Source organism: Micromonospora sp. WMMD737 (genome assembly GCF_049179055.1).
Lineage (GTDB): Bacteria > Actinomycetota > Actinomycetes > Mycobacteriales > Micromonosporaceae > Micromonospora > Micromonospora reichwaldensis.
The window spans coordinates 3,359,784-3,384,339 of record NZ_JBMHMH010000001.1 but is presented as its reverse complement, the minus strand read 5'-3'; the positions used below and the strand labels follow the sequence as shown (position 1 = coordinate 3,384,339).

26 protein-coding genes are annotated in these 24,556 nt (G+C 72.2%); 21 read left to right on the top strand and 5 right to left on the bottom strand.

The window, feature by feature from the left end; translation table 11 throughout:
- The first annotated feature begins 8 nt into the window (after window positions 1-8).
- The 10 genes from kynU (at window position 9) to ACN27A_RS14390 (ending at window position 9,811) form a co-directional block, all read left to right on the top strand.
- Window positions 9-1,316, top strand: coding sequence for a kynureninase (gene kynU, locus ACN27A_RS14435; RefSeq protein ID WP_421453504.1), 1,308 nt, complete (start codon window positions 9-11; stop codon window positions 1,314-1,316).
- Entirely contained in the window at window positions 1,313-2,650 is a 1,338-nt protein-coding gene (locus ACN27A_RS14430; RefSeq protein WP_421453501.1) for an FAD-dependent oxidoreductase, read from the top strand. The genes kynU and ACN27A_RS14430 overlap by 4 nt, the downstream gene beginning before the upstream one ends.
- 23 nt (window positions 2,651-2,673) lie before the next feature.
- Entirely contained in the window at window positions 2,674-4,155 is a 1,482-nt protein-coding gene (locus tag ACN27A_RS14425) for a 2-hydroxymuconic semialdehyde dehydrogenase (RefSeq protein ID WP_421458467.1), read from the top strand.
- Window positions 4,156-4,222: 67 nt separating this feature from the next.
- On the top strand, window positions 4,223-5,017 hold the full coding sequence (locus ACN27A_RS14420; RefSeq protein WP_421453498.1) for a 2-keto-4-pentenoate hydratase: 795 nt from the start codon (window positions 4,223-4,225) through the stop codon (window positions 5,015-5,017).
- Window positions 5,014-5,955 carry an acetaldehyde dehydrogenase (acetylating) gene (locus ACN27A_RS14415; protein ID WP_421453495.1) on the top strand — a complete coding sequence of 314 codons (942 nt, stop codon included), beginning with the start codon at window positions 5,014-5,016 and terminating at the stop codon, window positions 5,953-5,955. Before ACN27A_RS14420 ends, ACN27A_RS14415 begins: the two co-directional genes overlap by 4 nt.
- Window positions 5,952-7,013, top strand: a complete 1,062-nt coding sequence (gene dmpG / locus ACN27A_RS14410) for a 4-hydroxy-2-oxovalerate aldolase (RefSeq protein ID WP_421453493.1) — start codon at window positions 5,952-5,954, stop codon at window positions 7,011-7,013. Before ACN27A_RS14415 ends, dmpG begins: the two co-directional genes overlap by 4 nt.
- Window positions 7,010-7,783 carry a 2-keto-4-pentenoate hydratase gene (locus tag ACN27A_RS14405; protein ID WP_421453490.1) on the top strand — a complete coding sequence of 258 codons (774 nt, stop codon included), beginning with the start codon at window positions 7,010-7,012 and terminating at the stop codon, window positions 7,781-7,783. Before dmpG ends, ACN27A_RS14405 begins: the two co-directional genes overlap by 4 nt.
- The gene (locus ACN27A_RS14400; protein WP_421453488.1) at window positions 7,780-8,262 is read left to right on the top strand and encodes a RidA family protein; all 483 of its coding nucleotides are present in this window, start codon (window positions 7,780-7,782) and stop codon (window positions 8,260-8,262) included. The genes ACN27A_RS14405 and ACN27A_RS14400 overlap by 4 nt, the downstream gene beginning before the upstream one ends.
- Window positions 8,259-8,783 carry a 3-hydroxyanthranilate 3,4-dioxygenase gene (locus ACN27A_RS14395; RefSeq protein ID WP_421453486.1) on the top strand — a complete coding sequence of 175 codons (525 nt, stop codon included), beginning with the start codon at window positions 8,259-8,261 and terminating at the stop codon, window positions 8,781-8,783. The genes ACN27A_RS14400 and ACN27A_RS14395 overlap by 4 nt, the downstream gene beginning before the upstream one ends.
- On the top strand, window positions 8,783-9,811 hold the full coding sequence (locus ACN27A_RS14390; protein ID WP_421453484.1) for an amidohydrolase family protein: 1,029 nt from the start codon (window positions 8,783-8,785) through the stop codon (window positions 9,809-9,811). The genes ACN27A_RS14395 and ACN27A_RS14390 overlap by 1 nt, the downstream gene beginning before the upstream one ends.
- Window positions 9,812-9,917: 106 nt before the next feature.
- On the opposite strand, the gene ACN27A_RS14385 is transcribed toward ACN27A_RS14390, so the two are convergent.
- On the bottom strand, window positions 9,918-10,856 hold the full coding sequence (locus tag ACN27A_RS14385) for an alpha/beta hydrolase (protein WP_421453481.1): 939 nt from the start codon (window positions 10,854-10,856) through the stop codon (window positions 9,918-9,920).
- A 214-nt stretch (window positions 10,857-11,070) separates the two neighbouring features.
- On the opposite strand from ACN27A_RS14385, the gene ACN27A_RS14380 reads away from it, so the two are divergent.
- The 3 genes from ACN27A_RS14380 to ACN27A_RS14370 all read left to right on the top strand — a co-directional run bounded on the left by ACN27A_RS14380 (window position 11,071) and on the right by ACN27A_RS14370 (window position 13,289).
- Window positions 11,071-12,534 (top strand): amidase, encoded by a 1,464-nt coding sequence (locus tag ACN27A_RS14380; protein WP_421453479.1) that lies wholly within the window; start codon window positions 11,071-11,073, stop codon window positions 12,532-12,534.
- Between the two features lie 73 nt (window positions 12,535-12,607).
- Window positions 12,608-12,895 (top strand): hypothetical protein, encoded by a 288-nt coding sequence (locus tag ACN27A_RS14375; protein ID WP_132239469.1) that lies wholly within the window; start codon window positions 12,608-12,610, stop codon window positions 12,893-12,895.
- Entirely contained in the window at window positions 12,882-13,289 is a 408-nt protein-coding gene (locus ACN27A_RS14370) for a DUF5130 family protein (RefSeq protein WP_132239293.1), read from the top strand. The genes ACN27A_RS14375 and ACN27A_RS14370 overlap by 14 nt, the downstream gene beginning before the upstream one ends.
- 78 nt (window positions 13,290-13,367) lie before the next feature.
- On the opposite strand, the gene pepN is transcribed toward ACN27A_RS14370, so the two are convergent.
- Window positions 13,368-15,920, bottom strand: coding sequence for an aminopeptidase N (pepN, locus tag ACN27A_RS14365; RefSeq protein WP_421453476.1), 2,553 nt, complete (start codon window positions 15,918-15,920; stop codon window positions 13,368-13,370).
- 212 nt (window positions 15,921-16,132) lie between these two features.
- Here pepN and ACN27A_RS14360 point away from each other — a divergent pair, with 212 nt between their 5' ends.
- The 4 genes from ACN27A_RS14360 to ACN27A_RS14345 all read left to right on the top strand — a co-directional run bounded on the left by ACN27A_RS14360 (window position 16,133) and on the right by ACN27A_RS14345 (window position 19,144).
- Window positions 16,133-16,756: a disulfide bond formation protein DsbA gene (locus ACN27A_RS14360; RefSeq protein WP_421453474.1), complete on the top strand. Its 624-nt coding sequence runs from the start codon at window positions 16,133-16,135 to the stop codon at window positions 16,754-16,756.
- 200 nt (window positions 16,757-16,956) lie between these two features.
- The gene (locus ACN27A_RS14355; protein ID WP_421453471.1) at window positions 16,957-17,310 is read left to right on the top strand and encodes a hypothetical protein; all 354 of its coding nucleotides are present in this window, start codon (window positions 16,957-16,959) and stop codon (window positions 17,308-17,310) included.
- Window positions 17,311-17,403: 93 nt separating this feature from the next.
- The gene (locus ACN27A_RS14350) at window positions 17,404-18,603 is read left to right on the top strand and encodes a DUF1015 family protein (RefSeq protein WP_421453469.1); all 1,200 of its coding nucleotides are present in this window, start codon (window positions 17,404-17,406) and stop codon (window positions 18,601-18,603) included.
- Window positions 18,604-18,676: 73 nt separating this feature from the next.
- Window positions 18,677-19,144, top strand: coding sequence for a ribose-5-phosphate isomerase (locus ACN27A_RS14345; protein ID WP_151457188.1), 468 nt, complete (start codon window positions 18,677-18,679; stop codon window positions 19,142-19,144).
- 54 nt (window positions 19,145-19,198) lie between these two features.
- Here ACN27A_RS14345 and ACN27A_RS14340 read toward each other — a convergent pair whose 3' ends face one another.
- Window positions 19,199-19,519: a hypothetical protein gene (locus ACN27A_RS14340; protein WP_393172066.1), complete on the bottom strand. Its 321-nt coding sequence runs from the start codon at window positions 19,517-19,519 to the stop codon at window positions 19,199-19,201.
- 373 nt (window positions 19,520-19,892) lie between these two features.
- Here ACN27A_RS14340 and ACN27A_RS14335 point away from each other — a divergent pair, with 373 nt between their 5' ends.
- The gene (locus ACN27A_RS14335) at window positions 19,893-20,438 is read left to right on the top strand and encodes a hypothetical protein (protein WP_151457190.1); all 546 of its coding nucleotides are present in this window, start codon (window positions 19,893-19,895) and stop codon (window positions 20,436-20,438) included.
- 145 nt (window positions 20,439-20,583) lie between these two features.
- Here ACN27A_RS14335 and ACN27A_RS14330 read toward each other — a convergent pair whose 3' ends face one another.
- Window positions 20,584-20,850 carry a hypothetical protein gene (locus ACN27A_RS14330; RefSeq protein ID WP_421453465.1) on the bottom strand — a complete coding sequence of 89 codons (267 nt, stop codon included), beginning with the start codon at window positions 20,848-20,850 and terminating at the stop codon, window positions 20,584-20,586.
- A gap of 194 nt (window positions 20,851-21,044) precedes the next feature.
- On the opposite strand from ACN27A_RS14330, the gene ACN27A_RS14325 reads away from it, so the two are divergent.
- Window positions 21,045-21,842, top strand: coding sequence for a S1 family peptidase (locus ACN27A_RS14325; protein ID WP_421453462.1), 798 nt, complete (start codon window positions 21,045-21,047; stop codon window positions 21,840-21,842).
- 116 nt (window positions 21,843-21,958) lie between these two features.
- Here the strand turns inward: ACN27A_RS14325 and ACN27A_RS14320 are convergent, their stop codons facing one another.
- Window positions 21,959-22,399, bottom strand: a complete 441-nt coding sequence (locus ACN27A_RS14320) for a winged helix-turn-helix transcriptional regulator (RefSeq protein WP_421458465.1) — start codon at window positions 22,397-22,399, stop codon at window positions 21,959-21,961.
- A gap of 135 nt (window positions 22,400-22,534) precedes the next feature.
- On the opposite strand from ACN27A_RS14320, the gene ACN27A_RS14315 reads away from it, so the two are divergent.
- Window positions 22,535-23,407, top strand: a complete 873-nt coding sequence (locus ACN27A_RS14315; RefSeq protein ID WP_421453459.1) for an aldo/keto reductase family oxidoreductase — start codon at window positions 22,535-22,537, stop codon at window positions 23,405-23,407.
- A gap of 266 nt (window positions 23,408-23,673) precedes the next feature.
- Complete coding sequence (locus ACN27A_RS14310; protein ID WP_421458463.1) at window positions 23,674-24,549, top strand: FG-GAP repeat domain-containing protein; 876 nt, start codon at window positions 23,674-23,676, stop codon at window positions 24,547-24,549.
- Window positions 24,550-24,556: the final 7 nt, after the last annotated feature.

Genomic DNA, 24,556 nt, shown 5'->3' with positions numbered 1-24,556 from the left:
ACGACCCCATGACCACCCCCGCATCCGATCCGTCCGGTTTCGCCGCCGGTGAGGCCGAGGCGCGCCGCCTCGACGCCGCCGATCCCGGGCACCGCCACCTGTTCCACGTACCGCCGGCCGACGGCGGCCGGTACCCCGAGGCCGCCTACCTGGCCGGCAACTCCCTCGGCCTGCAACCCCGGGCCACCCGCGACGAGCTCACCGCCGACCTGGACGCGTGGAGCCGCCTCGGCGTCGAGGGACACCTGGAGGGCGAGCGGCCCTGGCTGCCGTACCACGAGCTGCTGACGGCGCCGGCCGCGCGACTGGTCGGCGCCGCCCCGGCGGAGGTCGTGGTGATGAACTCCCTGACGGTCAACCTGCACCTGCTGATGGTCAGCTTCTACCGGCCGGCCGGGGCGCGCACGCGGATCGTCATCGAGGACAGCACCTTCCCCTCGGACAGCTACGCCGTGCGCAGCCAGGCCCGCTTCCACGGCCTCGACCCGGACACCACGGTCGTCAGGCTGCGCCCGCGCGCCGGCGAGGACACCCTGCGCACCGAGGACGTGACCGCCTACCTGGCCGCCGAGGGCGACACGGTGGCGCTGGTGCTGCTCGGCGGGGTCAACTACCTCACCGGCGAGCTGATGGACATCCCGGCCATCACCGCCGCCGGCCGCGCGGCGGGGGCCGTGGTCGGCTGGGACCTGGCGCACGCCGCCGGCAACGTCCCGCTCGCCCTGCACGACTGGGACGTCGACTTCGCCGCCTGGTGCTCCTACAAGTACCTGAACTCCGGCCCCGGCGCGCTGGCCGGCGTCTTCGTGCACGAGCGGCACCTCGGCGACCCCGACCTGCCCCGCTTCGAGGGCTGGTGGAGCACCGAGGCGGCCACCCGGTTCGAGATGACCCCGGTCTCCCGGCCGCCGGCCACCGTCGAGGCGTGGCAGATCTCCAACCCGCCGATCTTCGCGATGGGCCCGGTGCGTACCTCGCTGGAGCTCTTCGACTCCGTCGGGATGCCCGCGCTGCGCGAGCGCAGCCTACGGCTCACCGGCTACCTGGCTCAGTTGCTGGACGAGGTGACCGCGAACCGTCCGCTGACCGTGGTCACCCCGCGCGAGCCGGAGCGGCGCGGCTGCCAGCTCTCGGTGCGCATCGACGCGGGCAGCGCGGCCGGGCTGGCCAAGCGGCTGCGGCACGAGCACGGCGTGATCGCCGACGCCCGGGAGCCGGACATCATCCGGTTCGCCCCGGTGCCGCTCTATTCCACGTTCCACGACTGCTGGCGGGTCGCCGACGCGCTGGCCGCCACGGTGGAGGTGCACTCATGATCGAGGAACGCAACGAGATCGCGGTCGTCGGCGCGGGCCTCGCCGGCTGCCTGCTGGCCTGCTTCCTGGCCCGGCGCGGCTACCCGGTGGCGCTCTACGAGCGGCGGCCCGACCCGCGCACCGGCACGGTGGAGCGGGGACGCTCCATCAACCTGGCGCTCTCCGAGCGGGGCCTGGACGCGCTGCGCCGGATCGGCCTCGACGAGCAGGTGCTGGCGGACGGGCTGCCGATGCGCGGCCGGATGATCCACCCCGTCGACGGCGAGGCGCAGTTCCAGTCGTACAGCGCCGCCGGCGACCGGGCGATCAACTCGATCAGCCGGGGTGCGCTGAACAACGCCCTGCTCGACGCGGCCACCAGCCTGCCCGGGGTGCGGGTCGCCTTCGACCACCGGCTCGTCGGGCTCGACCCGACCAGCGGCGAGATGACCTTCGAGACCCCGCAGGGCACGGTCGCGGCCACCGCGTCGGTCGTCCTCGGCGCCGACGGCGCCGGCTCCGCGGTGCGCGGGCAGCTGCTGGCGTACGGGCTGCTGACCGAGAGCGTGGACTTCCTCGACTACGGCTACAAGGAGCTGACGATCCCGCCGCTGGGCGGGGACTTCGCCCTCGACCCGGAGGCGCTGCACATCTGGCCGCGCGGCACCTCGATGATGATCGCGCTGCCGAACCCGGACCGCTCGTTCACCTGCACGCTCTTCTGGCCCACCCACGGCACCGCCAGCTTCGCCTCGCTGGGCAGCCCGGCGGCCATCGAGCGGCACTTCGCCGAGCACTACCCGGACCTGCCGCCGCTCGCCCCGGGCCTCGTCGACGACTACCAGCACAACCCCGTGGGCGTGCTCGGCACTGTCCGCTGCACCCCCTGGCAGGCGTACGGGAAGGTCGGCCTGCTCGGCGACGCGGCGCACGCCATCGTCCCGTTCTACGGCCAGGGCGCGAACTGCGCCTTCGAGGACGTCGTCGAGCTGGACCGCTGCCTGGACGAGTGCGCCGACGACTGGTCCGAGGCGCTGCCGCTGTTCCAGCAGCGGCGACAGGCCAACGCCGAGGCCATCGCGCAGATGGCGCTGGCGAACTTCGTGGAGATGCGGGACAAGGTCGCCTCGCCGCTGTTCCAGGCCGGCCGGAAGGTCGAGCACGCGCTGGAGCGGGTGCTGCCGGGCCGGTACGTCTCCCGCTACGAGCTGGTGTCCTTCTCGACCACCCCGTACGCGGAGGTGCGTCGCCGGGTCCGCCGGCAGCACCGCCTGCTCGGGGCGGTGGCCGCCGGGGCCGTGGCGCTGCTGGCCGGCGCGGTCGGCCTCACGATCAGCCGAGGGAGGCGTCGATGACCGTGACCTGGGATCCGCGGCTGATGGCCGGGACGGCGCCCGACGGCCCGCCGCTCCTGCGCAATTTCGTCGGTGGCGAGTTCGTCGATGTGGGGCGGCGGTTCACGAAGCGCAGTCCGGTCACCGGTGAGCCGGTCTTCGAGGTGGCCGAGGCGGATCGGGCGTGTGTGGACGACGCTGTCGTCGCGGCGCGGGCGGCGTTGCGGGGGCCGTGGGGTCGGATGGGGGAGCGGGAGCGGGCGGAGGTGTTGCGTCGGGTCGCCGTCGAGTTGGAGCGTCGTTTCGACGATCTGGTGACCGCCGAGGTCGCGGATACCGGCAAGTCGATTTCGCAGGCGCGCACGTTGGACATTCCGCGTGGTGCGGCGAACTTCCGCGCCTTCGCGGAGATCGTGGCGACCGCGCCGACGGAGTCGTTCACGACGGTCACCCCGACCGGCGGCCGGGCGTTGAACTATGCGGTGCGTAAGCCGGTGGGTGTGGTGGCGGTGATCGTGCCGTGGAACCTGCCGCTGCTGCTGCTCACCTGGAAGGTGGCTCCGGCGCTGGCCTGCGGTAATGCCGTGATCGTGAAGCCGAGTGAGGAGACGCCGGCGTCGGCGACGTTGTTGGCGGAGGTGATGGCCGCCGCGGGGGTGCCGGAGGGTGTGTTCAACCTGGTGCACGGCTTCGGTCCGGATTCGGCCGGCGAGTTCCTGACCCGGCATCCGGGCGTCGACGCGATCACGTTCACGGGTGAGTCGTCGACCGGGAGCGCCATCATGCGGGCGGCTGCCGATGGGGTGCGGCCGGTGTCGTTCGAGTTGGGTGGCAAGAACGCCGGTCTGGTCTTCGCGGACGCGGATCTGGACGCGGCGGTGGCCGGCTCGGTGCGGTCCAGCTTCACCAACGGCGGTCAGGTGTGTCTGTGTACGGAGCGGGTCTATGTGCAGCGGCCGGTGTTCGAGGAGTTCACGGCGCGGTTGGCGCAGCGGGCTGCCGGGCTGTCGTTCGGGTGGCCGGCGGACGAGGCGACGGTGAACATGCCGTTGATCTCGCACCAGCACCGGGACAAGGTGCTCGGCTACTACGACCTGGCCCGGCGCGAGGGTGCGCAGGTGCTGACCGGGGGTGGGGTGCCGGCCTTCGGCGACGCCCGTGACGGTGGCGCGTATGTGCAGCCGACGGTGTTGACGGGGTTGGGTGCGGATGCGCGGACCAATCGCGAGGAAATCTTCGGCCCGGTGGTGCATGTGGCGCCGTTCGACGACGAGGATGAGGCGTTCGCGTTGGCGAACGGCACGGAGTACGGGCTGGCGGCGGCGGTGTGGACCCGGGATGTGGGTCGGGCGCACCGGGCCGGTATGGGGTTGGACGCGGGGATCGTGTGGGTGAACACGTGGTTCCTGCGGGATCTGCGGACGCCGTTCGGTGGGGTGAAGGCGTCGGGGATCGGGCGTGAGGGTGGCGTGCACTCCCTCGACTTCTATTCCGAGCTGACCAACGTCTGCGTGGACCTGACATGAGCGCGCAGCCAATCAGGCGCAGTGCCGTGGAGCCCGCTGGCGGCGGCGAGCGGAGTGGGGAGCCGACATGAGCGTTGATTACGAGGCGGCGGCGCAGGAACTGGTCGACGCGCGGGAGAACGGCAAGCCGTGTGCGCCGCTGCGCGGGCGGCTGCTGCCGGAGGGCGATGTCACGTCGGCGTACCTGGTGCAGCAGCTTCAGGTGCGGCAGTGGTTGCAGCGCGGCCACCGGCGGGTCGGTGCGAAGGTCGGGTTGACGTCTCGGGCGGTGCAGGAGAGCTTCGGTGTCTTCCAGCCCGACTTCGGGGTGCTGACCGATGACATGGCGGTGCCCGACGGGGCCGAGGTTGCGATGGGCCGGCTGCTCCAACCGCGGGTGGAGGCGGAGGTCGCGTTCGTGCTGGGTGCGGATCTGCCGGACGAGCGGATCACCGGCGCGGACGTGATCCGGGCGGTCGATCACCTGTTGCCGGCGATCGAGATCGTGGATTCGCGGGTGGCGGGGTGGGACATCTCGATCGTGGACACGGTGGCGGACAACGCCTCCAGCGGCCTGTTCGTGCTCGGCACCACGCCGCGCCGGCTCGCCGACGTGGACCTGCGGCTGTGCGGGATGGTCCTCGAGCAGGCCGGTGAGCCGGTGTCGGTCGGCGCGGGCGCCGCCTGTCTCGGCAATCCGTTGCACGCGGTGCAGTGGTTGGCGCAGACCCTCGCACGTTCCGGTGATCCGTTGCGTGCGGGGGATGTGGTGCTGTCCGGGGCGCTCGGTCCGATGGTGCCGGTGACGCCCGGCGCGGCGTACGAGGCGCGCATCTCGGGGCTGGGCTCTGTCCGCACGTGCTTCTCCAAGGAGGCGTCGTGACCACCGGCGTGGCGGTGATCGGGTCGGGCAACATCGGCACCGATTTGATGATCAAGGTGCTGCGGTTGTCGGAGTCGCTGCGGATGGTGGCGATGGTGGGCATCGACCCCGATTCCGACGGGTTGGCGCGGGCCCGGCGGTTGGGTGTGGCGACGACCGCTGAGGGTGTCGACGGCCTTGTGGCGATGCCGGAGTTCGCGGATGTGGAGTTGGTGTTCGATGCCACGTCGGCGGGCGCGCACCGGCGTAACGACGCGGTGCTGGCGGCGCACGGTCGGCTGGTGGTGGATCTGACGCCGGCGGCGATTGGTCCGTACGTGGTGCCGCCGGTGAACCTGGACGAGCACCTGGGCGAGCGCAACGTGAACATGGTGACGTGTGGTGGGCAGGCGACGGTGCCGATCGTCGCGGCCGTCGGTCGGGTGACGCCGGTGGCGTATGGGGAGATCGTGGCGTCGATCGCGTCGCGCTCGGCGGGGCCGGGGACGCGGGCGAACATTGACGAGTTCACGGAGACGACGGCGCGGGCGATCGAGGTGGTTGGTGGCGCGCAGCGTGGTAAGGCGATCATCGTGTTGAATCCGGCGGATCCGCCGTTGTTGATGCGCGACACGGTGTACTGCCTGTGTGAGGACGCCGACGCGGATCGGGCGGCGATCGCCGCATCGGTGGGACAGATGGTGGCGGCGGTGCAGGAGTACGTGCCGGGCTACCGCCTGAAGCAGGACGTGCAGTTCGACCGGGTGGATGCGTATGTGCCGTCGTTGGGTCGGCGTCTGCGCGGGTTGCAGGTGTCGGTGTTCTTGGAGGTTTCCGGCGCGGGCCATTATCTGCCGGCGTACGCGGGGAACCTGGACATCATGACGTCGGCGGCGCTGCGCACGGCGGAGCGGCTGGTGGCGGTGCGTTCCGAGGCTGCTTCGGGGGTGCTGTCGTGACTGATCTGTACATCCAGGACGTGACGTTGCGCGACGGCATGCACGCCGTGGCCCACCGCTACACGGTCGAGCAGGTCCGCACCATCGCCGCCGCGCTCGATGCCGCCGGGGTGGCGGCGATCGAGGTCGCCCACGGCGACGGTCTCGCGGGGTCGAGTGTGAACTACGGCCATGGTGCGGCCAGTGACGCCGACTGGATTTCGGCGGCGGCCGAGGTGATGACGAACGCGAAGCTGACCACGCTGCTGCTGCCGGGGATCGGCACCATCGCGGATTTGAAGGCGGCGAAGGCGCTCGGGGTGACGAGTGTGCGGATCGCGACGCACTGCACGGAGGCCGATATTTCGGCGCAGCACATCGCGTGGGCGCGGGAGAACGGCATGGACGTGTCCGGGTTCCTGATGATGTCGCACATGAACAACCCGGCCGGCCTCGCCAAGCAGGCGAAGTTGATGGAGTCGTACGGGGCGCACTGCGTCTACGTCACCGACTCCGGCGGCCGACTGCTCATGTCCGACGTGGCGCAGCGCGTGGACGCGTACCGGCAGGTGTTGGCGGCGGACACGCAGATCGGTATCCACGCCCACCACAACCTGTCCCTCGGCGTCGCCAACAGCGTCGTCGCCGTGGAGCACGGGCGCATCCTCGGCGACGCCGCCGCAAACGCTCAGGCGAGCCATGGGCGCACGGTCCGCGTCGACGCGTCCCTGGCGGGGCAGGGTGCGGGGGCGGGTAACGCGCCGTTGGAGGTGTTCGTCGCCGTCGCGGAGTTACACGGGTGGGAGCACGGTTGTGACGTGTTCGCGCTGATGGACGCCGCCGACGACATCGTGCGTCCGCTGCAGGACCGGCCCGTGCAGGTCGACCGGGAAACCCTCTCCCTCGGCTACGCCGGGGTGTATTCGAGCTTCCTGCGGCACGCCGAACGGGCCTCGGACAAGTACGGGGTCGACGTGCGCTCGATCCTGGTCGAGTTGGGCCGCCGCCGCATGGTCGGCGGGCAGGAAGACATGATCGTGGACGTGGCACTGGACCTCGCCGGCAAGGAGACATCATGATCGGGCCGGACACCGCCGGTATCGCCGAGCGCCTCGGTGCGGCTGCGGACACCGCCACCGCCATCCCGCAGCTTGCTGCGGAGACGGGGCTCGACGTGGATGCCGCGTACGCGGTGCAGACCGCGTTGATCCAGCGTCGCCTCGACCGCGGCGAGCGGCTGATCGGGTTGAAGATGGGCCTGACCAGCAAGGCGAAGATGGCGCAGGTCGGCGTGGACGAGGTCATCTGGGGCCGCCTCACCGACACCATGCGCATCCCCGACGGCGGCACCCTCGACCCCACCAGGTTCATCCACCCCCGCGTCGAACCCGAAGTGGCGTTCCTGCTCGACCGGCTGCCCGAACCGGGCGAGCCGGTCGGGGACTTCACCGACGCCGTACGCGCCGTCGCCCCGGCCATCGAGGTGATCGACTCCCGCTACGCCAACTTCACGTTCTCCCTGCCGGATGTGATCGCCGACAACACCTCCGCCGCCGCCTTCACCATCGGCCCCTGGTCCCCGGTCCCGGACGGCCTCGACAACCTGGGTGTGCTGCTGGAGATCGACGGACGGGTCGCGCAGGTCGGCTCCACCGCCGCGATCCTCGGCGACCCCCGCCGCGCCCTCGACGAAGGCATCCGCCTCGCCGGCCGCCACGGCGTACGCCTACGCGAAGGCTGGGTGTTCCTCGCCGGCGCCGCCACCGCCGCCGTGCCCCTCAAACCCGGCGCCCACGTCCGCGCCGTCGTCGAACACCTCGGCACCACCTCCCTGCGAGCCACCACATGACCGCGAACCAGGGCACGACCGCGAACCAGGGCACGCCAGCAGGCAACGGCACGGGCGCACAGGCGCACGTCGTCGCCGGCAAGGCCGTACCCCGAGGCGCGTTCCCGCACGTGAAGGTCGCCGGCGGGTTCGTCTTCGTCTCCGGCACCTCCAGCCGCCGCCCCGACAACACCTTCGCCGGGGTGCAGGTCGACGAGCTGGGCACCACGAACCTGGACATCCGCGCGCAGACCAGGGCCGTCATCGACAACATCGCCGATCTGCTGAAGACGGTCGGCGCCGACCTGAGCGACCTCGTCCAGGTCACCACCTACCTCGTCAACATGAACGACTTCGGCGGCTACAACCAGGTCTGGGCCGAGTACTTCGACGCCACCGGCCCCACCCGCACCACCGTCGCCGTGCACCAACTACCCCACCCGCACCTGCTCATCGAGATCCAGGCAGTGGCCCTTCTTCCGTCAGGAGGTCAGTCGTGAGTGAGATCGCGGAGCCATTCAGCTTCCCCGGTTGGATCGCGGAGAACCAGCACCTGCTCAAGCCGCCGGTCGGCAACAAGGAGATGTTCCCGGGCGGGGACGACTTCATCGTGATGGTGGTGGGCGGGCCCAACCAGCGCACCGACTTCCACGTAGACCCGTACGAGGAGTTCTTCTACCAGGTCAAGGGCAACATGCACGTCAACCTGGTGACCCCGGAGGGGCCGCGTACGGTGCACGTGCGCGAGGGTCAGATGTGGATGCTGCCGCGCAACACCCCGCACTCGCCGCAGCGGCCCGAGGCCGGCTCGATCGGCGTGGTCGTGGAGCGGGTCCGCGAGGAGGGCACGCTGGAGAAGTTCCAGTGGTACTGCGCCGAGTGCGGGCACAAGGTGCACGAGGTGGAGTTGCAGGTCCGCGACATCGCCGCCGACCTGCCCCCGGTGTTCCAGGCGTTCTACGCCGACGAGGCCGCCCGCACCTGCGGGAACTGCGGCGCGCTGCACCCGGGCAAGGGCTGATGCCTGCCGGGTCCGGGCCGGCGCGGCCCCCGGTGGTCGACGTGCACACGCACGTCGTACCGAAGGGGTGGCCGGACCTCGGCGCGGCGTGCGGCGGGTCCGGCTGGCCCTGGCTGCGGGTCGACTCCGAGCGGGCGGCCATGATCATGGTGGGGGAGACGGAGTTCCGCCCGGTCGGGGCGGAGTGCTGGGACGCCCCGACCCGCCTCGGCGACATGGACGCCGACGGCGTGGACGTGCAGGTCGTGTCGCCCACGCCGGTCTTCTTCAGCTACGACCGGCCCGCCGACCAGGCGGTGAAGGTGGCCCGGATCTTCAACGACCGCACCCTGGAGGTCACCGCCGCCGGTGGCGACCGGCTGGTGCCGTTCTGCCAGGTGCCGTTGCAGGATCCGGAGGCGGCCTGCGCCGAGTTGGACCGCTGCCTCGCGGCCGGGCACGCCGGGGTGGAGATCGGCAACCACGTCGGCGACCGCGACCTGGACGACGCCGGGATCGTGGAGTTCCTGACGCACTGCGCCGAGGTGGGCGCGCCGGTCTTCGTGCACCCGTGGGACATGCCGGGCGGCCCCCGGCTGGACCGGTGGATGGCCCGCTGGCTCGCCGGGATGCCCGCCGAGACGCACCTGTCGGTGCTGGCGCTGATCCTCGGCGGCGTCTTCGACCGGGTGCCCGACACGCTGCGGATCTGCTTCGCGCACGGCGGCGGCAGCTTCCCGTTCTGGCTGGGCCGCGCCGACAACGCCTGGCACCGCCGGGGCGACCTGGTACGCGGCGCCTCCACCGCCCCGCCCAGCTCGTACGTCGACCGGTTCTGCGTCGACTCGGTGGTCTTCTCCGCGCCCGCGCTGCGGCTGCTGGTCGACACGATGGGCGCCGAGCGGGTGCTCGTCGGCAGCGACTACCCGTACCCGCTGGGGGAGCGGCCGGTCGGCCGGGTGGTGCGCGAGGCGGACTTCCTCACCGGCGAGCAGCGCGACCTGCTGCTCGGCGGCAACGCGCTGCGCTTCCTCGGCACCCGCCCCTGAGCCGCGCCCGGGCGGCGCGGTCCCCGAGGGGCCCCGCGCCGCCCGGCGGGTGGAATCCGGAGCCGTCGCGGCCCCCAGTGCGCGCGACGGCTCCGGAGCATGGGGTTCAGGAGTGCGGGCAGGTGTCCCGGTACTCCTCGATCGCCGAGCCCCGCGGGGCCGGGCAGAGGAACTGCTCGTAGCGGGTGTCGTCGTCCACGAACCGCTTGAGCCAGGAGATGCTGTACTTCGCCACCGTCACGTTCGACGACGTGGGCGCGGAGTGGCTCGCCGCGTTCAGCTCCAGGTACGCCTTGTCCAGAGTGGCCGGCAGGCTGGTGTAGAACGGCTCCGAGTGCGACGAGACCGGGGCCACTGTGTCGTTCTCTGCCCCGATGACCAGGGTCGGTACGCGCACCGTGGACCAGCTCTTCTGGGTGTGCCAGCCGGTCAGCGGGATCGCCGCCTGCAACGCGGGCCGGGTGTTGGCCGCCGACAGGCTGCCTCCGCCGCCCATCGAGTGACCCATCACGGCGAGCCGGTTCCGGTCGATCCGGGTGCGGACGGTGCTGGTGTTGGTCAGGTAGTCCAGGGCGGCCAGCAACTGGGTGCCGCGGCTGGCCGGCTGGTCGTACACGGACCGGGTGTCGATGGTGATGACGACGAAGCCCTGCGAGGCCAGGCGGGGGCCGAGCCACGCGACCGACGTCTGGCGCGCGGTGAAGCCGGGGGAGATGGCGACCGCGCCGAAGGTGCCCTCGGCGGTGCTCGTCGGGTAGTAGATCGTCCCGCCGCCGAAGCCGCTGACGCTGCTGGCGCCCACAGTGGTCTGTGCGGTGGCGAACGGGCCCCGGGTGGCCTCGATGCTGGCCACGGTGGGCGCGGGGCCGCGCTCGTAGGGGTTGGCGGCGAGTGGCGCGGCCGTAGGCAGGTCCCGGGCGCTGGCGGGTGCGGCGGGTGCGGCGGCCAGGCTCGCGCCGACCAGGGCGAGGGCCAGCAGCGGACGGGTGGCGCGCGAGGACCAGCGGCGGCGGGGGACCGGGTGCAGAGCGGGTAGAGGTTGCACGGCGACGCTCCCTGCGGGGGTGGGGGTCGGTGGCGGCGTTGCGGGGGGACCACCGGGTGGACTGTGATCGCCATCGATCGGGTCCATCCTGCGTGCCGGGTGCCGGGGGCCGGTCATCCCGATGTGGTCATGTCCGGGGGGATATGGCGCTCGTCGCACCGGCGGCCGGCCGTGTCGTACGGCACAGTGGCGGCCGGGCGGGCAGGATGAGGGGATGGCCGAGCCGCACGACCTGACCGCGCTGGAGCAGGCCGCCGCGATCGCCGGCGGCGAGCTGTCCAGCGTCGAACTGGTCGAGCACCACCTGACCCGGGTCGACGCGCTCGGCGACACCGTCGGCGCGTTCGTCACGGTCACCGGCGAGCGGGCCCGCGCGGCGGCCCGCGCCGCCGACGCCGTCCCCGCCGACGAGCGCGGCCCGTTGCACGGCGTACCGACCGCGATCAAGGACCTGACCCTCACCGCCGGGGTGCGCACCACCTTCGGCTCGGCGGCGTTCGCCGACTTCGTGCCGCCCGTGGACGCCGACGTGGTCCGGTTCATGGCGGCGGCGGGGCTGGTGAGCCTGGGCAAGACCACCACCTCCGAGCTGGGCTGTTCGCTCTACTCGGAGGGGCTGGTCGCGCCGCCGGCCCGTAACCCGTGGGACCTGGCGTACACCGCCGGCGGCTCCAGCGGAGGGGCGGCGGCGGCCGTCGCGGCCGGGCTGGTGCCGGTCGCCCAGGGCTCCGACGGCGGCGGCTCGCTGCGCATCCCGGCGTCGCTGTGCGGCCTGGTCGGCTACAAGCCGAGCCGAGGGCTGGTCTCCGGGGGACCGGTCGGCTCCGGCGCCTTCGGCCTGCCCACCAACGGCCCGATCGGGCGTACGGTCGCCGACGTGGCGGCGCTGCTCGACGTGCTGGCCCGGCCGATGCCCGGCGAGCCCTACCTGGCGCCCGCCCCGCCCCCGGGCGGCTGGCTCGGCGCGGCCCGCGCGGCCGACCCGGGGCGGCTGCGCGTCGGGCGGTTCACCGCCCCGATGCTCGCCGACGAGCCGGTGCACCCCGACTGCCTCGCCGCCGTGGACCGGGCGGCGGCGCTGCTCACCGCCGCCGGCCACGAGGTGGTCGACGTCCCCGCGCCCCTCGGTCCCGCCGTGTGGCCGCTGTTCGAGATCGTCTGGTACGTGCTGGCGCTCGCGCCCGTGCCGCGCGGGCGGGAGAGCGCGCTGCTGCCGCTGACCCGCCACCTGCGGGCCCGGGGCGCGGAGATCTCCGCCGGCACCCTCACCGCCACGCTCGGCGAACTCCAGGCGCAGGTACGCCTCGGGGTGCGCCGCACCGCCGGCTGCGACCTGCTGCTCTGCCCGACCCTCGCCGCGCCGCAGGCGCCGCTGGGCTGGTTCGCCGAGGGGGGCGACCCGGCCGAGGACTTCGACCGGCAGCGCCGGTTCTCGCCGTACTGCGCCGTGTTCAACGTCACGGGTGATCCGTCCGTGTCCCTGCCGGTGGGCGTCACCGCCGAGGGGCTGCCCGTGGGGGTCCTGCTGACCGGCCGGTACGGCGACGACGCGAGGTTGATCGCCACGGCTGCGCAACTGGAGCACTCCAGTGGCGGATGGGATCGCCACCCCGCAATCTGGCGGGCCGTGGGCTCCGCTAACGTGAATGGCAGCGGTGTCGGGAGGTCGGCGCCATGATCGTCCACCCGACCCGGATCCTTGAGGTCTCTTCTTCCGCCTGGGGGCGTTGGGATTGTCTGTAACCGAGACGTTGCTGGTCTTCGTCGGCATCCCGGCGGCCGCGGTGCTGGTGATCGCCGGTCTGGCGTACGCCGGTAGCCGTGGCGGCGGCGGTGGCGGCGCCAAGCGCTACCGGCCGGGCCGGTCCTTCGACTTCACTCCGGTCTGGTTCCTGGGCCGGCCGGAGCAGCTGGCCGACTCGGCCGGCACCGCCCTGGCAGCGGGCGCGCAGGCGCCGGCGCTGACCAGCCGCAAGCAGGAGCAGGCCGGCATCGAGGCGCCGGCCGGTGGAACCGGAGGCGCAAGTGACCGTTGGTGAGAAGCAGGCCGGGACGGGGAATCCGCCCGAGGTGCTGGACGGGCCGTTCTCGACCCGCCAGCTGCTGCGCATCGACGAGGCCCTGCGCCTGGCGGACCAGGGCACCGGCCTGGTCTTCTCGGTCTTCGTCGGCGGCCTCGACGAGCCGATCCGGGAGCACGCGGAGCGGCTGCACCGCCAGCTCGCCGAGCCCGACCGGTCGGTCCTGATCGCGGTGTCGCCCAACCAGCGGCAGCTGGAGATCGTCACCGGCCGGCACGCCCGCAAGCGCATCCCCGACACCTACGCCCGGCTCGCCGCGCTGTCGATGGTGGCGGCGTTCGGCGGCGGCGACCTGGCCGGCGGCATCATCAACGGCCTCGACCAGCTCGCCAGCCACGCCGGCAAGGGCTGACCGACCCGAGCCCACCCGACGTCCAACGGTGAAGCCCGGTCCGCGCCGCGGACCGGGCTTCACCGTGTCGGGCGTACGTCAGGCGCTGCGGGCGTCCCGCTCGCGGGCCCGCAGGGCGCGGACGACGCCGTCGCGGCCCTCGCCCACCAGCCGGCGCAGCGGGGCCGAGTGGCCGTCGCCGGCCAGCCACGCGTCGGTGGCCGCCACGGTCTCGTCGTCCACCAGGTACGCCGGGTACGCGAGCTGCGCGAACTCCTGCGCCGGCTCGCTGTCCCGGCTGCCCCAGACCTGGTCCACCGTGGCGAAGTACGCGTCGCGGTAGGGCACCGTCAGCTCGACCTGCGCCGGGTGGATGAGGCCCTGCAACAGCGCCCGGTTGCGCCAGTTCGGCAGCGACTCCGGGCCGGTCAGCTCGGCCCACACGGCGGCCTTGTTCTCCGCCGTCGGCACCAGCGCGTGCGCGTACGCGGCCTCGCGCTCGCCACTGGCCGTGCGGTCCCCGGCCAGCTCGGCCTCGATCTCGGCGGGACCGGCTGCGCCGTTGGCGACCAGCGCCCCCAGCACGGCCCAGCGCAGCTCGGTGTCGATGGACAGGCCCGCCGGCACGTCGGTGCCGGCCAGCCAGCCCCGCAGGGTGGCCAGGTCCTCGGCCGAGCGGGCCGCCGTGGCGTACGCGCGGGCCCAGGTCAGCTGGAAGCCGCTGCCCGGTTCCGCCGCCGCCAGCGTCGTCCGCGCGGTGCGGGCCAGCTCCGCCCAGCCGGTCGGCGCCCAGGCCGGGTCGGCGTAGAACGTCAGCGCCGTCTTGGCCTGGCGCAGGGCGGCGTTGACCAGGTTGATGTCGGTCTCGGCGGGCAGCCCCGCCAGCACCAGCGCCACGTAGTCGCGGGCGGCCAACTCGGCGTCGCGGGTCATGTCCCAGGCGGCGGTCCAGCACAGCGCGCGGGCCAGCGACGACTCGAAGCCGGCGATGTGCTGCACCACGGTGGCCATCGACCGCTCGTCGAGGCGCAGCTTGGTGTAGGTGAGGTCGTCGTCGTTGAGCAGCAGCACGTCGGCGGCGGGCACGCCGCGCAGCGCGGTCAGCTCGGTCCGCTCGCCGGCGACGTCGATCTCGTGCCGCTCGCGGCGGACCAGCCGGCCGTCGGCCAGGTCGTAGAGGCCCACCCCGATCCGGTGGGTACGCAGCGTCGGGTGCGCGGTGGGCGCCTCCTGGAGCACGACCACCTGCTCGTAGGTGCCGTCCGCGCCGATCGTCAGCTCCGGCCGCAGCGTGTTGACCTGCGCCGTCTCCAGCCACTGGGCGGCGAACTTGCGCAGCTCCCGGCCGGAGGCCGTCTCCAGCTCGGAGAGCAGGTCGTCGAAGGTGGCGTTGCCCCAGGCGTGCTTGGCGAAGTAGGCCCGCAGGCCGGCCAGGAACGGCTCCTCACCGACGTACGCGACGAGCTGCTTGAGCACGCTCGCGCCCTTGGCGTAGGTGATGCCGTCGAAGTTGACCTCGACCGCCTCCAGGTCCGGCATCTCGCAGTAGACCGGGTGGGTGGAGGAGAGCTGGTCCTGCCGGTAGCCCCAGTTCTTGCGGATGGACAGGAACGTCGTCCAGGCCTCGGTGAAGCGGGTGGCGTGGGTGTTGCACCAGTGGCTGGCCCACTCGGCGAACGACTCGTTGAGCCACAGGTCGTTCCACCAGCGCATGGTGACCAGGTCACCGAACCACATGTGCGCCAGCTCGTGCAGGATCGTGTTGGCCCGCTGCTCGTACTCGTAGTCGGTCACCTGCGAGCGGAAGAGGTAGTGCGACTCGGCGTGCGTGACGCAGCCGAAGTTCTCCATGGCGCCGGCGTTGAAGTCGGGCACCCACAGCTGGTCGTACTTGGGCAGCGGGTAGCGCACGCCGAACTGCTCGTGGAAGAAGTCGAAGCCCTGCTTGGTGACCAGGAAGAGGTCGTCCGAGTCGAGGTGCGGCGCCATCGAGGCCCGGCAGAACGCGCCCAGGTCGATGCCGTCGTGGCTGTCCCGCACCTCGTGGTACGGCCCGGCGCAGAGGGCGGTGATGTAGGTGCTCATCCGCACCGAGGTGGTGAGGTGGACCGTCTTCAGCCCCTCGCCCGCCGCCTCCTCCCGCTCCACCGGCATGTTCGAGACCACCTTCCAGTGGTCCGGGACGGTGGCGTGCCAGGTGTAGACGCTCTTCAGGTCGGGCTGGTCGAAGCAGGCGAAGACCCGCTGGGCGTCGGCCGTCTCGAACTGGCTGTAGAGGTAGGTCTCGCCGTCGACCGGGTCGACGGTGCGGTGCAGGCCCTGTCCGCTGTTCGAGTACGCGAAGTCCGCCTCGACGACGAGCGTGTTCTCGCTGTCCAGTCCCGACAGGGTCAGGCCCTTCTCGGCCGACCAGTCGCCCAGGTCCACCGGGGTCCCGTTCAGCGTCGCGGACCGCACCGAGTCGGCGGCCAGCTCGATGAAGGTGCTCGCGCCGGGCTCCGCGCACCGGAACCGCACCTCGGTCCTCGAACGGAAGGTGCGAGCCTCGGCCGCCGCCCGTACGGCGGACGAGAGGTCCAGACTGATGTCGTATCCGGTCACGTCGAGCAGGCGGGCCCGCTCGGTGGCCTCGACCTGCGTCAGGTTGCGCACTCCCGGCACTTTTCGTCTCCATCCCGTTTCGCCGCACGCCTTGGTGGCGCCGTCATCGACCGCTCGTGACGGCCGGATTCGAGTCTTCCATGCACGAACACCCTGTGGTGGGCGAGGTCACGCTCTCATTCCGCTGTCGGTCGATACCCGCTGGGGTGAAGATCGCAGGAGGCGCCGGGAGGCCGGCGCACCCCGTTTCGAAGGGACCAGCCGTGAGCGAGCGTGCCGCCGTAGACATGTTCTTCGACCCCCTCTGCCCGTGGGCGTGGATCACCTCCCGTTGGCTGCTGGAGGTGGAACAGGTCCGGGACGTGGACGTCCGGTTCCGTGTGATGAGCCTCTCGGTGCTCAACGAGGGCCGGGACCTGCCGGAGCAGTACCAGGAGCTGATGCGGACCGGCTGGGGCCCGGTGCGGGTCTGCATCGCCGTCGAGCAGCGGTACGGCCAGGACGCCGTCCGGAAGCTCTACACCGCGCTCGGCACCCGGATCCACCTCGGTCAGGAGAAGCTGACGCGGGAGCTGTTGGTCGCCGCGCTGACCGACGTCGGGCTCGACCCGGCGCTGGCCGACGTCGCCGAGGGCACCGCCCACGACGAGGCGCTGCGGGCCAGCCACGAGGCCGGCATGCGTCCGGTCGGCACCGACGTCGGCACCCCGGTGATCCACGCGCCCGGCCCTGACGGCGGCACGGTCGCCTTCTTCGGCCCGGTGGTCACCCCGGCGCCGAAGGGGGAGGCCGCCGGCCGGCTCTGGGACGGCGTCCTGCTGGTCGCCGGCACCCCCGGCTTCTACGAGCTGAAGCGCTCCCGCGACCAGGACCCCATCTTCGACTGACCCGCTCCTCCGTCCGGCCCCACCGTGGGCACCTCCCGGACCGATCAGGGGGTTCGCGTCGTGAACCCCCTGGTCGGCGGTGGTGACGCGGGGCCCGGGGGAGGGCGGGGGCGTCACCGGGGCGGCGGCGGGATCGTTGGCCCGGGTGTCCGCCGCAGCGACCCGCAGGGCCGCACCCGCAGCTCGTGGAGGCAGTTCCGATGGCCAAGCACCGTGTGCCCGGTGACGACCCGTCGACCCGGGAGGGGGTGACCGAGCGCCCGGACACGGCGTACTGGTCGGTCGACGACTCCCGCTGGCCGGCGGTCCGTCCCGACCTTCCCGCCCACATGGTGGACCTGCTCGCCCCGCCGATCGTGGTCGGCGTCGCCCGCGTGCCGGCCACCTCCCGGCTCACCCCGCCGACCGAGCACCGGCCGGTACCGGCCGCGCCGGGCGGAACCCGGCGGATCGTGCCCGCGGGGCCGGGCGTGCCGGGCCGGCGACCGGCGGGCGGCCCCACGCCGGGCGGCCGGCACCGCCGGGCTGCGGGACAGTCCGACCGCACCGCCTGAATCCGGCGCTCCGCCCCGCTAGCTCTTTCATCTGGTGGACCCCGCGCGGGTCCCGCGCCGGCGGGACCCGCGCCGCCGGTAGCGTCTCCGCACATGACGGTCGTGCATCCGATCGCCCGGGCCTGGATCACCACTGGCGGCACCGGCGCGCAGAACTACGACGAGTTCGCCGACGACGCGGAGATCACCGCGATCATCGAGGCGAACCCGCACAGTGCCCTCGGCATCGAGATGCCGCACCGGGCGCCGGATAGCCTGGGCAGGTCCTTCCTCGACGCCCTGCCGGACGCGGTGACCCGGCTCGCCGAGGCCAAGGCCGACGGCAGCTACACGCCGGCCGAGCAGGTCGTGGTCCTCTACCGGATCAGCGCGCCGGGGGAGGAGAACGCGTACGGGCTCTTCGCCATGGTGGACACCGACCAGATCTCCACCCGCGCCGACGAGCCCGGGCTGGTCATCCGCAACGAGGACGTCTTCATCGCGAAGGTGCGGGAGCGGGTGGCGCTCGCCGAGGCCCTGGGGCACCTGCTGTCGCCCGTACTCCTGCTCCAGACCGGGCGCGGCGACGAGCTGCACGCCGCCCTCGCGGCGGCGACCGACGCGGCCGGCGCGCCGGCGGCGACCGACACCGACCAGGCCGGGCGCACCCACGCCATCTGGCTGCTCGGACCGGGCCCGCGCCAGGACGAGCTGACCGCCCTGGCGGGCGGCGGCGAGCTGGTCGTGGCCGACGGCAACCACCGCAGCCTGGCCGCGCAGACCGGCGGGCTGCCGCGCTTCCTGTCGGTCATCACGACCCCGGCGTCGGTGGCGATCCAGCCCTACAACCGGCTGGTGAGCGAGCTGACCACCACCGCCGACGACCTGCTCGGCCGGCTCCGCGCCGCCGGCGCGGAGATCAGCCCGATCGACGGCCCGGTCGAGGTCCCGGCGGCCGGCGGCACCGTGCACCTCCGCCTCGCCGGCCGGGGGTACGCGGTCACCCTGCCGCACGTCGGCGAGAACCGGCTGGAGAACCTGGACCACGCCCTGGTCGAGCGGCTGCTGCTGCGCGACGCGCTCGGGCTCGACCCGGGCGACAAGCGGATCACCTACGTCGGCGGCGACTACCCGGCGAGCTGGCTGACCGGCGAGGTCGACGCGGGCCGGGCCGAGCTGGCGGTGCTGGTCGCCCCGGTGACGGTGGACGACTTCGTCGCGGTCAACCTGGCGCGGGAGAAGATGCCGCGCAAGAGCACCTGGTTCACCCCGAAGGCCCGCGGCGGCCTGGTGGTCGCCGAGCTGTCCCGCTGACGCCTGTGACGAATCCGCCTCCGGGACGCCGCCCGCGCGTCGTCCCGGAGGCGCGCCTGACAGACTGCGCGGTATGCGCGTCTACCTGGGATCCGACCACGCCGGTTTCGAGTTGAAGGTGCACCTGGTCAACCACCTGACCAAGGAGGGGCACGACGTGGTCGACGTCGGCCCGCACGCCTTCGACCCGGACGACGACTACCCGGCCTTCTGCCTGCATACCGGTGACCGGGTGGTGGCTGACGAGGGCAGCCTCGGGGTGGTCATCGGCGGCTCGGGCAACGGCGAGCAGATCGCCGCGAACAAGGTGGCCGGCGTCCGGGCGGCCCTCGCCTGGAGCATCGACACCGCCCAGCTGGCCCGCGAGCACAACGACGCGAACATCGTCGCGGTCGGCGCCCGCCAGCACACGCTGGACGAGGCCACCGCCATCGTCGAGGCGTTCCTGACGACCCCGTTCTCGGGCAACGAGCGGCACGCCCGCCGGATCGCCCAGGTGGCCGACTACGAGAGCACCCGCCAGCTCCCCACGCTGCCCTGACCGCCTGGCCCCTGACCGCCTGGCCCCTGACCGCCTGACCGCCAGGGTCGGGGGTCAGCGGCGGGGGAGGTCCTCGCGGGGCGTCCAGTTGCGGCGGATGATCACCACGCGTTCCTCGGCCGCGGCCAGGTCCTCGTCCGTGGGGCGGGAGGCGTCGCGGGCCCGCATCGCGGCGGTCACGCTCACCTGGGAGGAGCCGGGGCCGACGAGACCACGCAGGCCGCGGTCGCCCTCGTCACCCGGGCCGCCCCGGCGGGCACGCGGCGGCTCGGGGCCGTCGTGCACCCCGGCGGTCGTCGCGTTGGGCCCCCCGGTCGCGCCCGCGTCACCGCTCGGGTGCCGTACCCGGCGTCGGCGTCGCTCCGTGTCACCCATCAGCCGACCGTACCGCCCCGGCCCGATCGGCGCTGGCTCGCGCGTCCGGCGCGGCTCGCGGGTCTGTCCCCTGCTCGCGGGTTCGGTGCCGGCGTGCGGGTCCGGCGCTGGCTCGGGGGGCGTCGGCTCGCGGGTCCGGTGCCGGTTCGCGGGTCCGTGTCGGTTCGCGGATTCGGCGCGCGTGGCGCGCGGAGTGGTCGGTGACCTCGGTCACGACGACCTGGTCGTCGGTGCACGCCGGGTCAGCCGGCGCCGCCGTGGCCAGCGGATCAGGGCCCGCGCCAGGGTGCGGGCTCGGCGACCGGTTTGCGGGCTGGCTACCCTCGGAACGGACGGCGGCCGGTGGTTGCCGTCGGTCCAGGGGAGGGACGAGATGGTCGACCAGACGCAGCCGTGGGCCGAGCGGACCGTCGAGGTGCCGCCGCAGCCCGGTGCCGGGGTGCCGCCGCAGCGCGACGCGTACCAGCGGGGGGTGGCCTCGGTCGGGCAGTCCCGTACGACGCGCACCGAGCCGTTCCCCGTCGTCGAGCACGAGCCGACGGGCACCGGGTGGCCGGACGCGCCGGCCCCGCGCCGGCCGCTGAGCTGGCACGTCGAGCAGTTGAAGCGTGGCGGCGAGTGGAGTGCGGCCGGCGCGCTCTTCGCCTTCGTCTGCTGGGGGATCTGGGCCATCTCGGGCGGCGGGAACCTGGGCGGCCCGTTCCTGATCTTCCTGCTGAGCCTGCTGGTGGCCGTCGGCCTCTTCGCGTTGGCTCGGCTGCTCGGCCGGGTGGTGCTGGAGCGGCAGCTGGGTCGGGTGCGGCGCAGCGCGCGCGGGGCGCACCTGGTGACGGCGGTCTTCCTGGCCGGTCTCGGGATCGCCTACCTCCAGCAGACCGAGTGGGTCGTGTCGGCCTGGAACTGGATCAGCAACAACTGACCGTACGCCCGGGCGGGCCGGCCTGCGCCGCCCGCCCGCGCGCCCGGTCGCGGCGTCTCGCGACCTCCGGTCGTTCCACCAGGTCGCCGGCTGCTTACCCGGCCGGCCGCGGTTCATCCGCGCCCGGCCGGAGCTGATCCGCAGCTCAGTGCTTCCCGCCGTGGCCCTCCGCGTCGGCCTTCGGGGAGGCCACCCGGGCCGCCGGGTCCTCGACGCCGGGCTCCCCGCCGTCCGGCGCCACCATTCCGTCGTAGTTGTAGACCGTGCCGTCCTCGCCGTGCTGCTTCGTGGTCCGGACGTAGCGGTGCATCATGCCGTCGATCTCCACCTCGAGCAGGGCGTCGCCGCCCGTGTCGATGGTGCTGCCGTCCCGGGGTCCGCCAACGAGGTGTGCCTTCTTGTTCGTGTCCATGCCTCAGGCCGTACCCGGGCGGTCCCGGCGCAAAACGGGCGATGCGCGTCCGGCACGCCGCATCCTGGTCGGCTGCGGTATGACCGACGCGGGATGTGTCGGGGCATTGCCATGCATCGATAGATATCCATAGGCTCCCGCCATCGGTTTCCGGCGCGCCGCCTCGGCCCGCCGCGAGGGTTCGGGAGGCTCCCATGGTCCGTTGGCGCACACTCGTCGGCCGGTTGGCCGCCGCGTTGGTGGCGGTCACCGCCGGCTCGTTCGTCCTGGCCGTTCCGGCCTCCGCCAAGCCCGGGCCCGAGGTGACCCCGTACGTCGTGGGCGGAACGCTGGCCGCGCAGGGCGAGTTCCCCTTCATGGTCCGGCTCTCCATGGGCTGCGGCGGCTCCCTCTACAGCCCGCGCCTGGTGCTGACGGCCGCGCACTGCGTCGGTAGGACCGGTACGAACACCAGCATCACCGCCACCCTCGGCGTCGTGGACCTCCAGTCGTCGAGCCGGATCCAGGTGCGCTCGAACTACGTCTACCGGGCCCCCGGCTACAACGGCAACGGCAAGGACTGGGCCCTGATCCGGCTGGCGACGCCGGTCACCACGCTCCCGACGCTGAAGATCGCCACCAGCACCGCGTACGACAACGGCACCTTCACGGTCGCCGGCTGGGGCGCCACCCGCGAGGGCGGCGCGCAGCAGCGCTACCTGCGCAAGGCCAGCGTGCCGTTCGTCAGCGACGCGACCTGCAACTCCTACTATGGCGGCCAGATCATCGCGAACGAGGAGATCTGCGCCGGCTACGCCAGCGGCGGCATCGACACCTGCCAGGGGGACTCGGGCGGCCCGATGTTCCGGCGCGACGCGAGCAACGCCTGGATCCAGGTCGGCATCGTGAGCTGGGGCAACGGCTGCGCTCGGCCCTCCTACCCCGGCGTCTACACCCAGGTGAGCACCTTCGCCCCGGCGATCGCCTCGGCGGCGGCGAGCCTCGGCGGCTGACCCGGAACCAACCCTCGGGGCCCGGCCGGCTCGTCCGGCCGGGCCCCCGCGCGTGCTCCGGTTGGCCCTGCCTGTGCGCCCGAACATCTAGCTGTTGGACGGTTGGAGGTGAGTCGTCAGGAGGTGCGAGAGTCGTGGTTCTCGCGGTTTGCGAGGACCTCGGCCATGTGTGTCTGCGCCCACCTTCTGAGCCCGCGCGTCGTGTGATGAAGCGAGAGGCCGAGGTCGGTCAGCTCGTAGGAGACGGAGACGGGGACGGTTGGCGTCACGGTACGGGTGAGCAGGCCATCGTGCTCCAGCGACCGTAGCGTCTGGGTCAGCATCTTCTGGCTGACCCCGGCCAGAAGACGAGAGATCTCGGAGTAACGCATCGCCTTCGGAGCGTCTGCGTGTGCTGCACCGGGCTGGCCAGGGTCGTTGTCGCCGCCCAGCGCGCACAGGATCAGGACGACCCACTTGTCCGAGATTCGGTCGAGCAGCTGCCGGCTGGGGCACCCTGCCAGGAACGCGTTGTACTCCACCTTGGCCTGCGCCCTCTTCTGGGCCGCCTTCATCATCGTCACTGATCGCACCTCTTACCGATGGGTGGGTTACGCACTCCAAAGTGCCTACTTCCCAACAGGAAGTTTCTCTCCAATGCTGATGCAGGGAGGCGGCAGGCGCCACCCCACGTTCGCACGAAAGGCGACAGGATGAGCACACCCTCCTTCTCTCTTCCCGGCGGCACCTGGACTCTGGGTGACCTGACCGTCACACGGTTCGGCTACGGCGCCATGCAACTGGCCGGCCCGTGGGTCATGGGGCCGCCCACCGATCGCGAGGGTGCCCTGGCCGTTCTGCGTGAAGCGGTCGACCTCGGTATCACCCACATCGACACCAGCGACGCCTACGGGCCGCGCGTCACCAACGAGTTGATCCGCGAGGCACTGCACCCCTATCCCGAGTCGCTGCACATCGTGACCAAGGTGGGCGCGACCCGCGACGAACAGGGTGGCTGGCCCACGGCCCGGCGACCCGAAGATCTGCGCCGCCAGGTCCACGACAACCTCACGTCCCTCCGGCTCGACGTACTCGACCTGGTCAACCTCCGGCTCGGCAACGCCGAAGGTCCCCGGCCCGGCTCGCTCGCCGACGCGTTCGCCACGCTCGTGGAACTCCAGCAGCAGGGCCTGGTCCGCCACCTCGGGGTCAGCAACGCCACCGAGGAGCAGGTCACCGAGGCGCAGAGCATCGCGCCGATCGTGTGCGTGCAGAACATGTACAACCTCGCCCACCGCCACGACGACAAGCTCATCGACCGGCTCGCCACCGAAGGCATCGCGTACGTGCCCTTCTTCCCCCTCGGGGGCTTTACCCCGCTTCAGTCCTCGGCTCTCTCGGCGGTCGCCGCTCGACGGGAGGCGACACAGATGTCCGTCGCGCTCGCCTGGCTGCTGCAGCGATCACCGAACATCCTGCTCATCCCCGGCACGTCATCGGCAGCGCACCTGCGCGAGAACATCGCCGGCGCGGGACTCGCTCTCTCGCATGAGGACCTGACCGAACTGGATGACATCGGCCGCTAATGCCCCGTGGCCGATCGGCCCACGACCGGCGGCTTCGGGCCACGACTGCACCCTGGATCGTGAAGAGCCCCTAATGCCCGTGATCGGCGACAGGGGCATGATGGGCGTCGATGGGCGTAGACGGCTTTGTCGTATGTCTATCTCGTATGTCGATCGCCGTCTTGCGGGTGGTGAGGGGTGCCGGTAGGGGTTACCACCCCCAGCCCCTGTTCGTAATGATCGGACTGTCGTGTTTCGGGGCGTACGGGAGGTAGTTCGTGGCACGCATGGGCGGGAATGGTCACTGCCGTTCGTTCAACGGGAACGGAAGGCTGGACATCATGGCCCGTGACGACGACACGGGTGAACTGCTGGTCTTCCCGCACAGCGGCAGCTTCCGGGGTAGCGAGACATACGACGAGCCCGTGCTGATCAGCACCGGCTTCCACCCGTACCGCCACCACGGAATGGTCCGTCCGATCGACGTCAACGGCAACGGCTACGCCGACGTCATCGGCGTCAGCATGAAACACATGAACGAGACCCACGGGATCTTCCTCTATCCGAACATGGGTGGGCTGAACGGTCTCGACACCCTCGGCGAGCCGATCCGCATCTCCGGCGCCCGCGACGACAAGAAGTGGGAGACCCTCGGGATCGCCGACGTGGACCTGGACGGCTGCGACGACATGTTCGGCCGCGAGCAGGACGCAGGCCACGTCGACGCGTTCTTCAACAAGCGCCAGGTCACCCAGAACGAGACGTACGACCGCACCGCGCACCGCCTGGTGACGATCGACGTCGAGGACTTCCCGCTGGCGATGGCCGACGTCACCGGCACCGGCCGGCCCGACCTGCTGGTCCGCCGCGCCAACGGCGACCTCGACCTGTACGAGTTCGCGCACGACACCTCCGGCGAGGGCCCCTGGTGGCGCGGCGAGGGCCAGTGGTTCACGCTCGGCAAGGGCTGGCAGGAGTTCGCGCACATCACGGTGACCGACATCGACCTCGACGGCCGCCCGGACCTGCTGGCCGTACGCGCCGACGGCACGCTCGTCGTGCACCTGCACAACGGCAAGTTCGACGCGGAACGCACCTCGGCCACGTTCTCCGCGCCCGAGGTGCTCGCGACGGGTTGGCAGAAGTACTCGATCGTGAGCTGACGTAGGC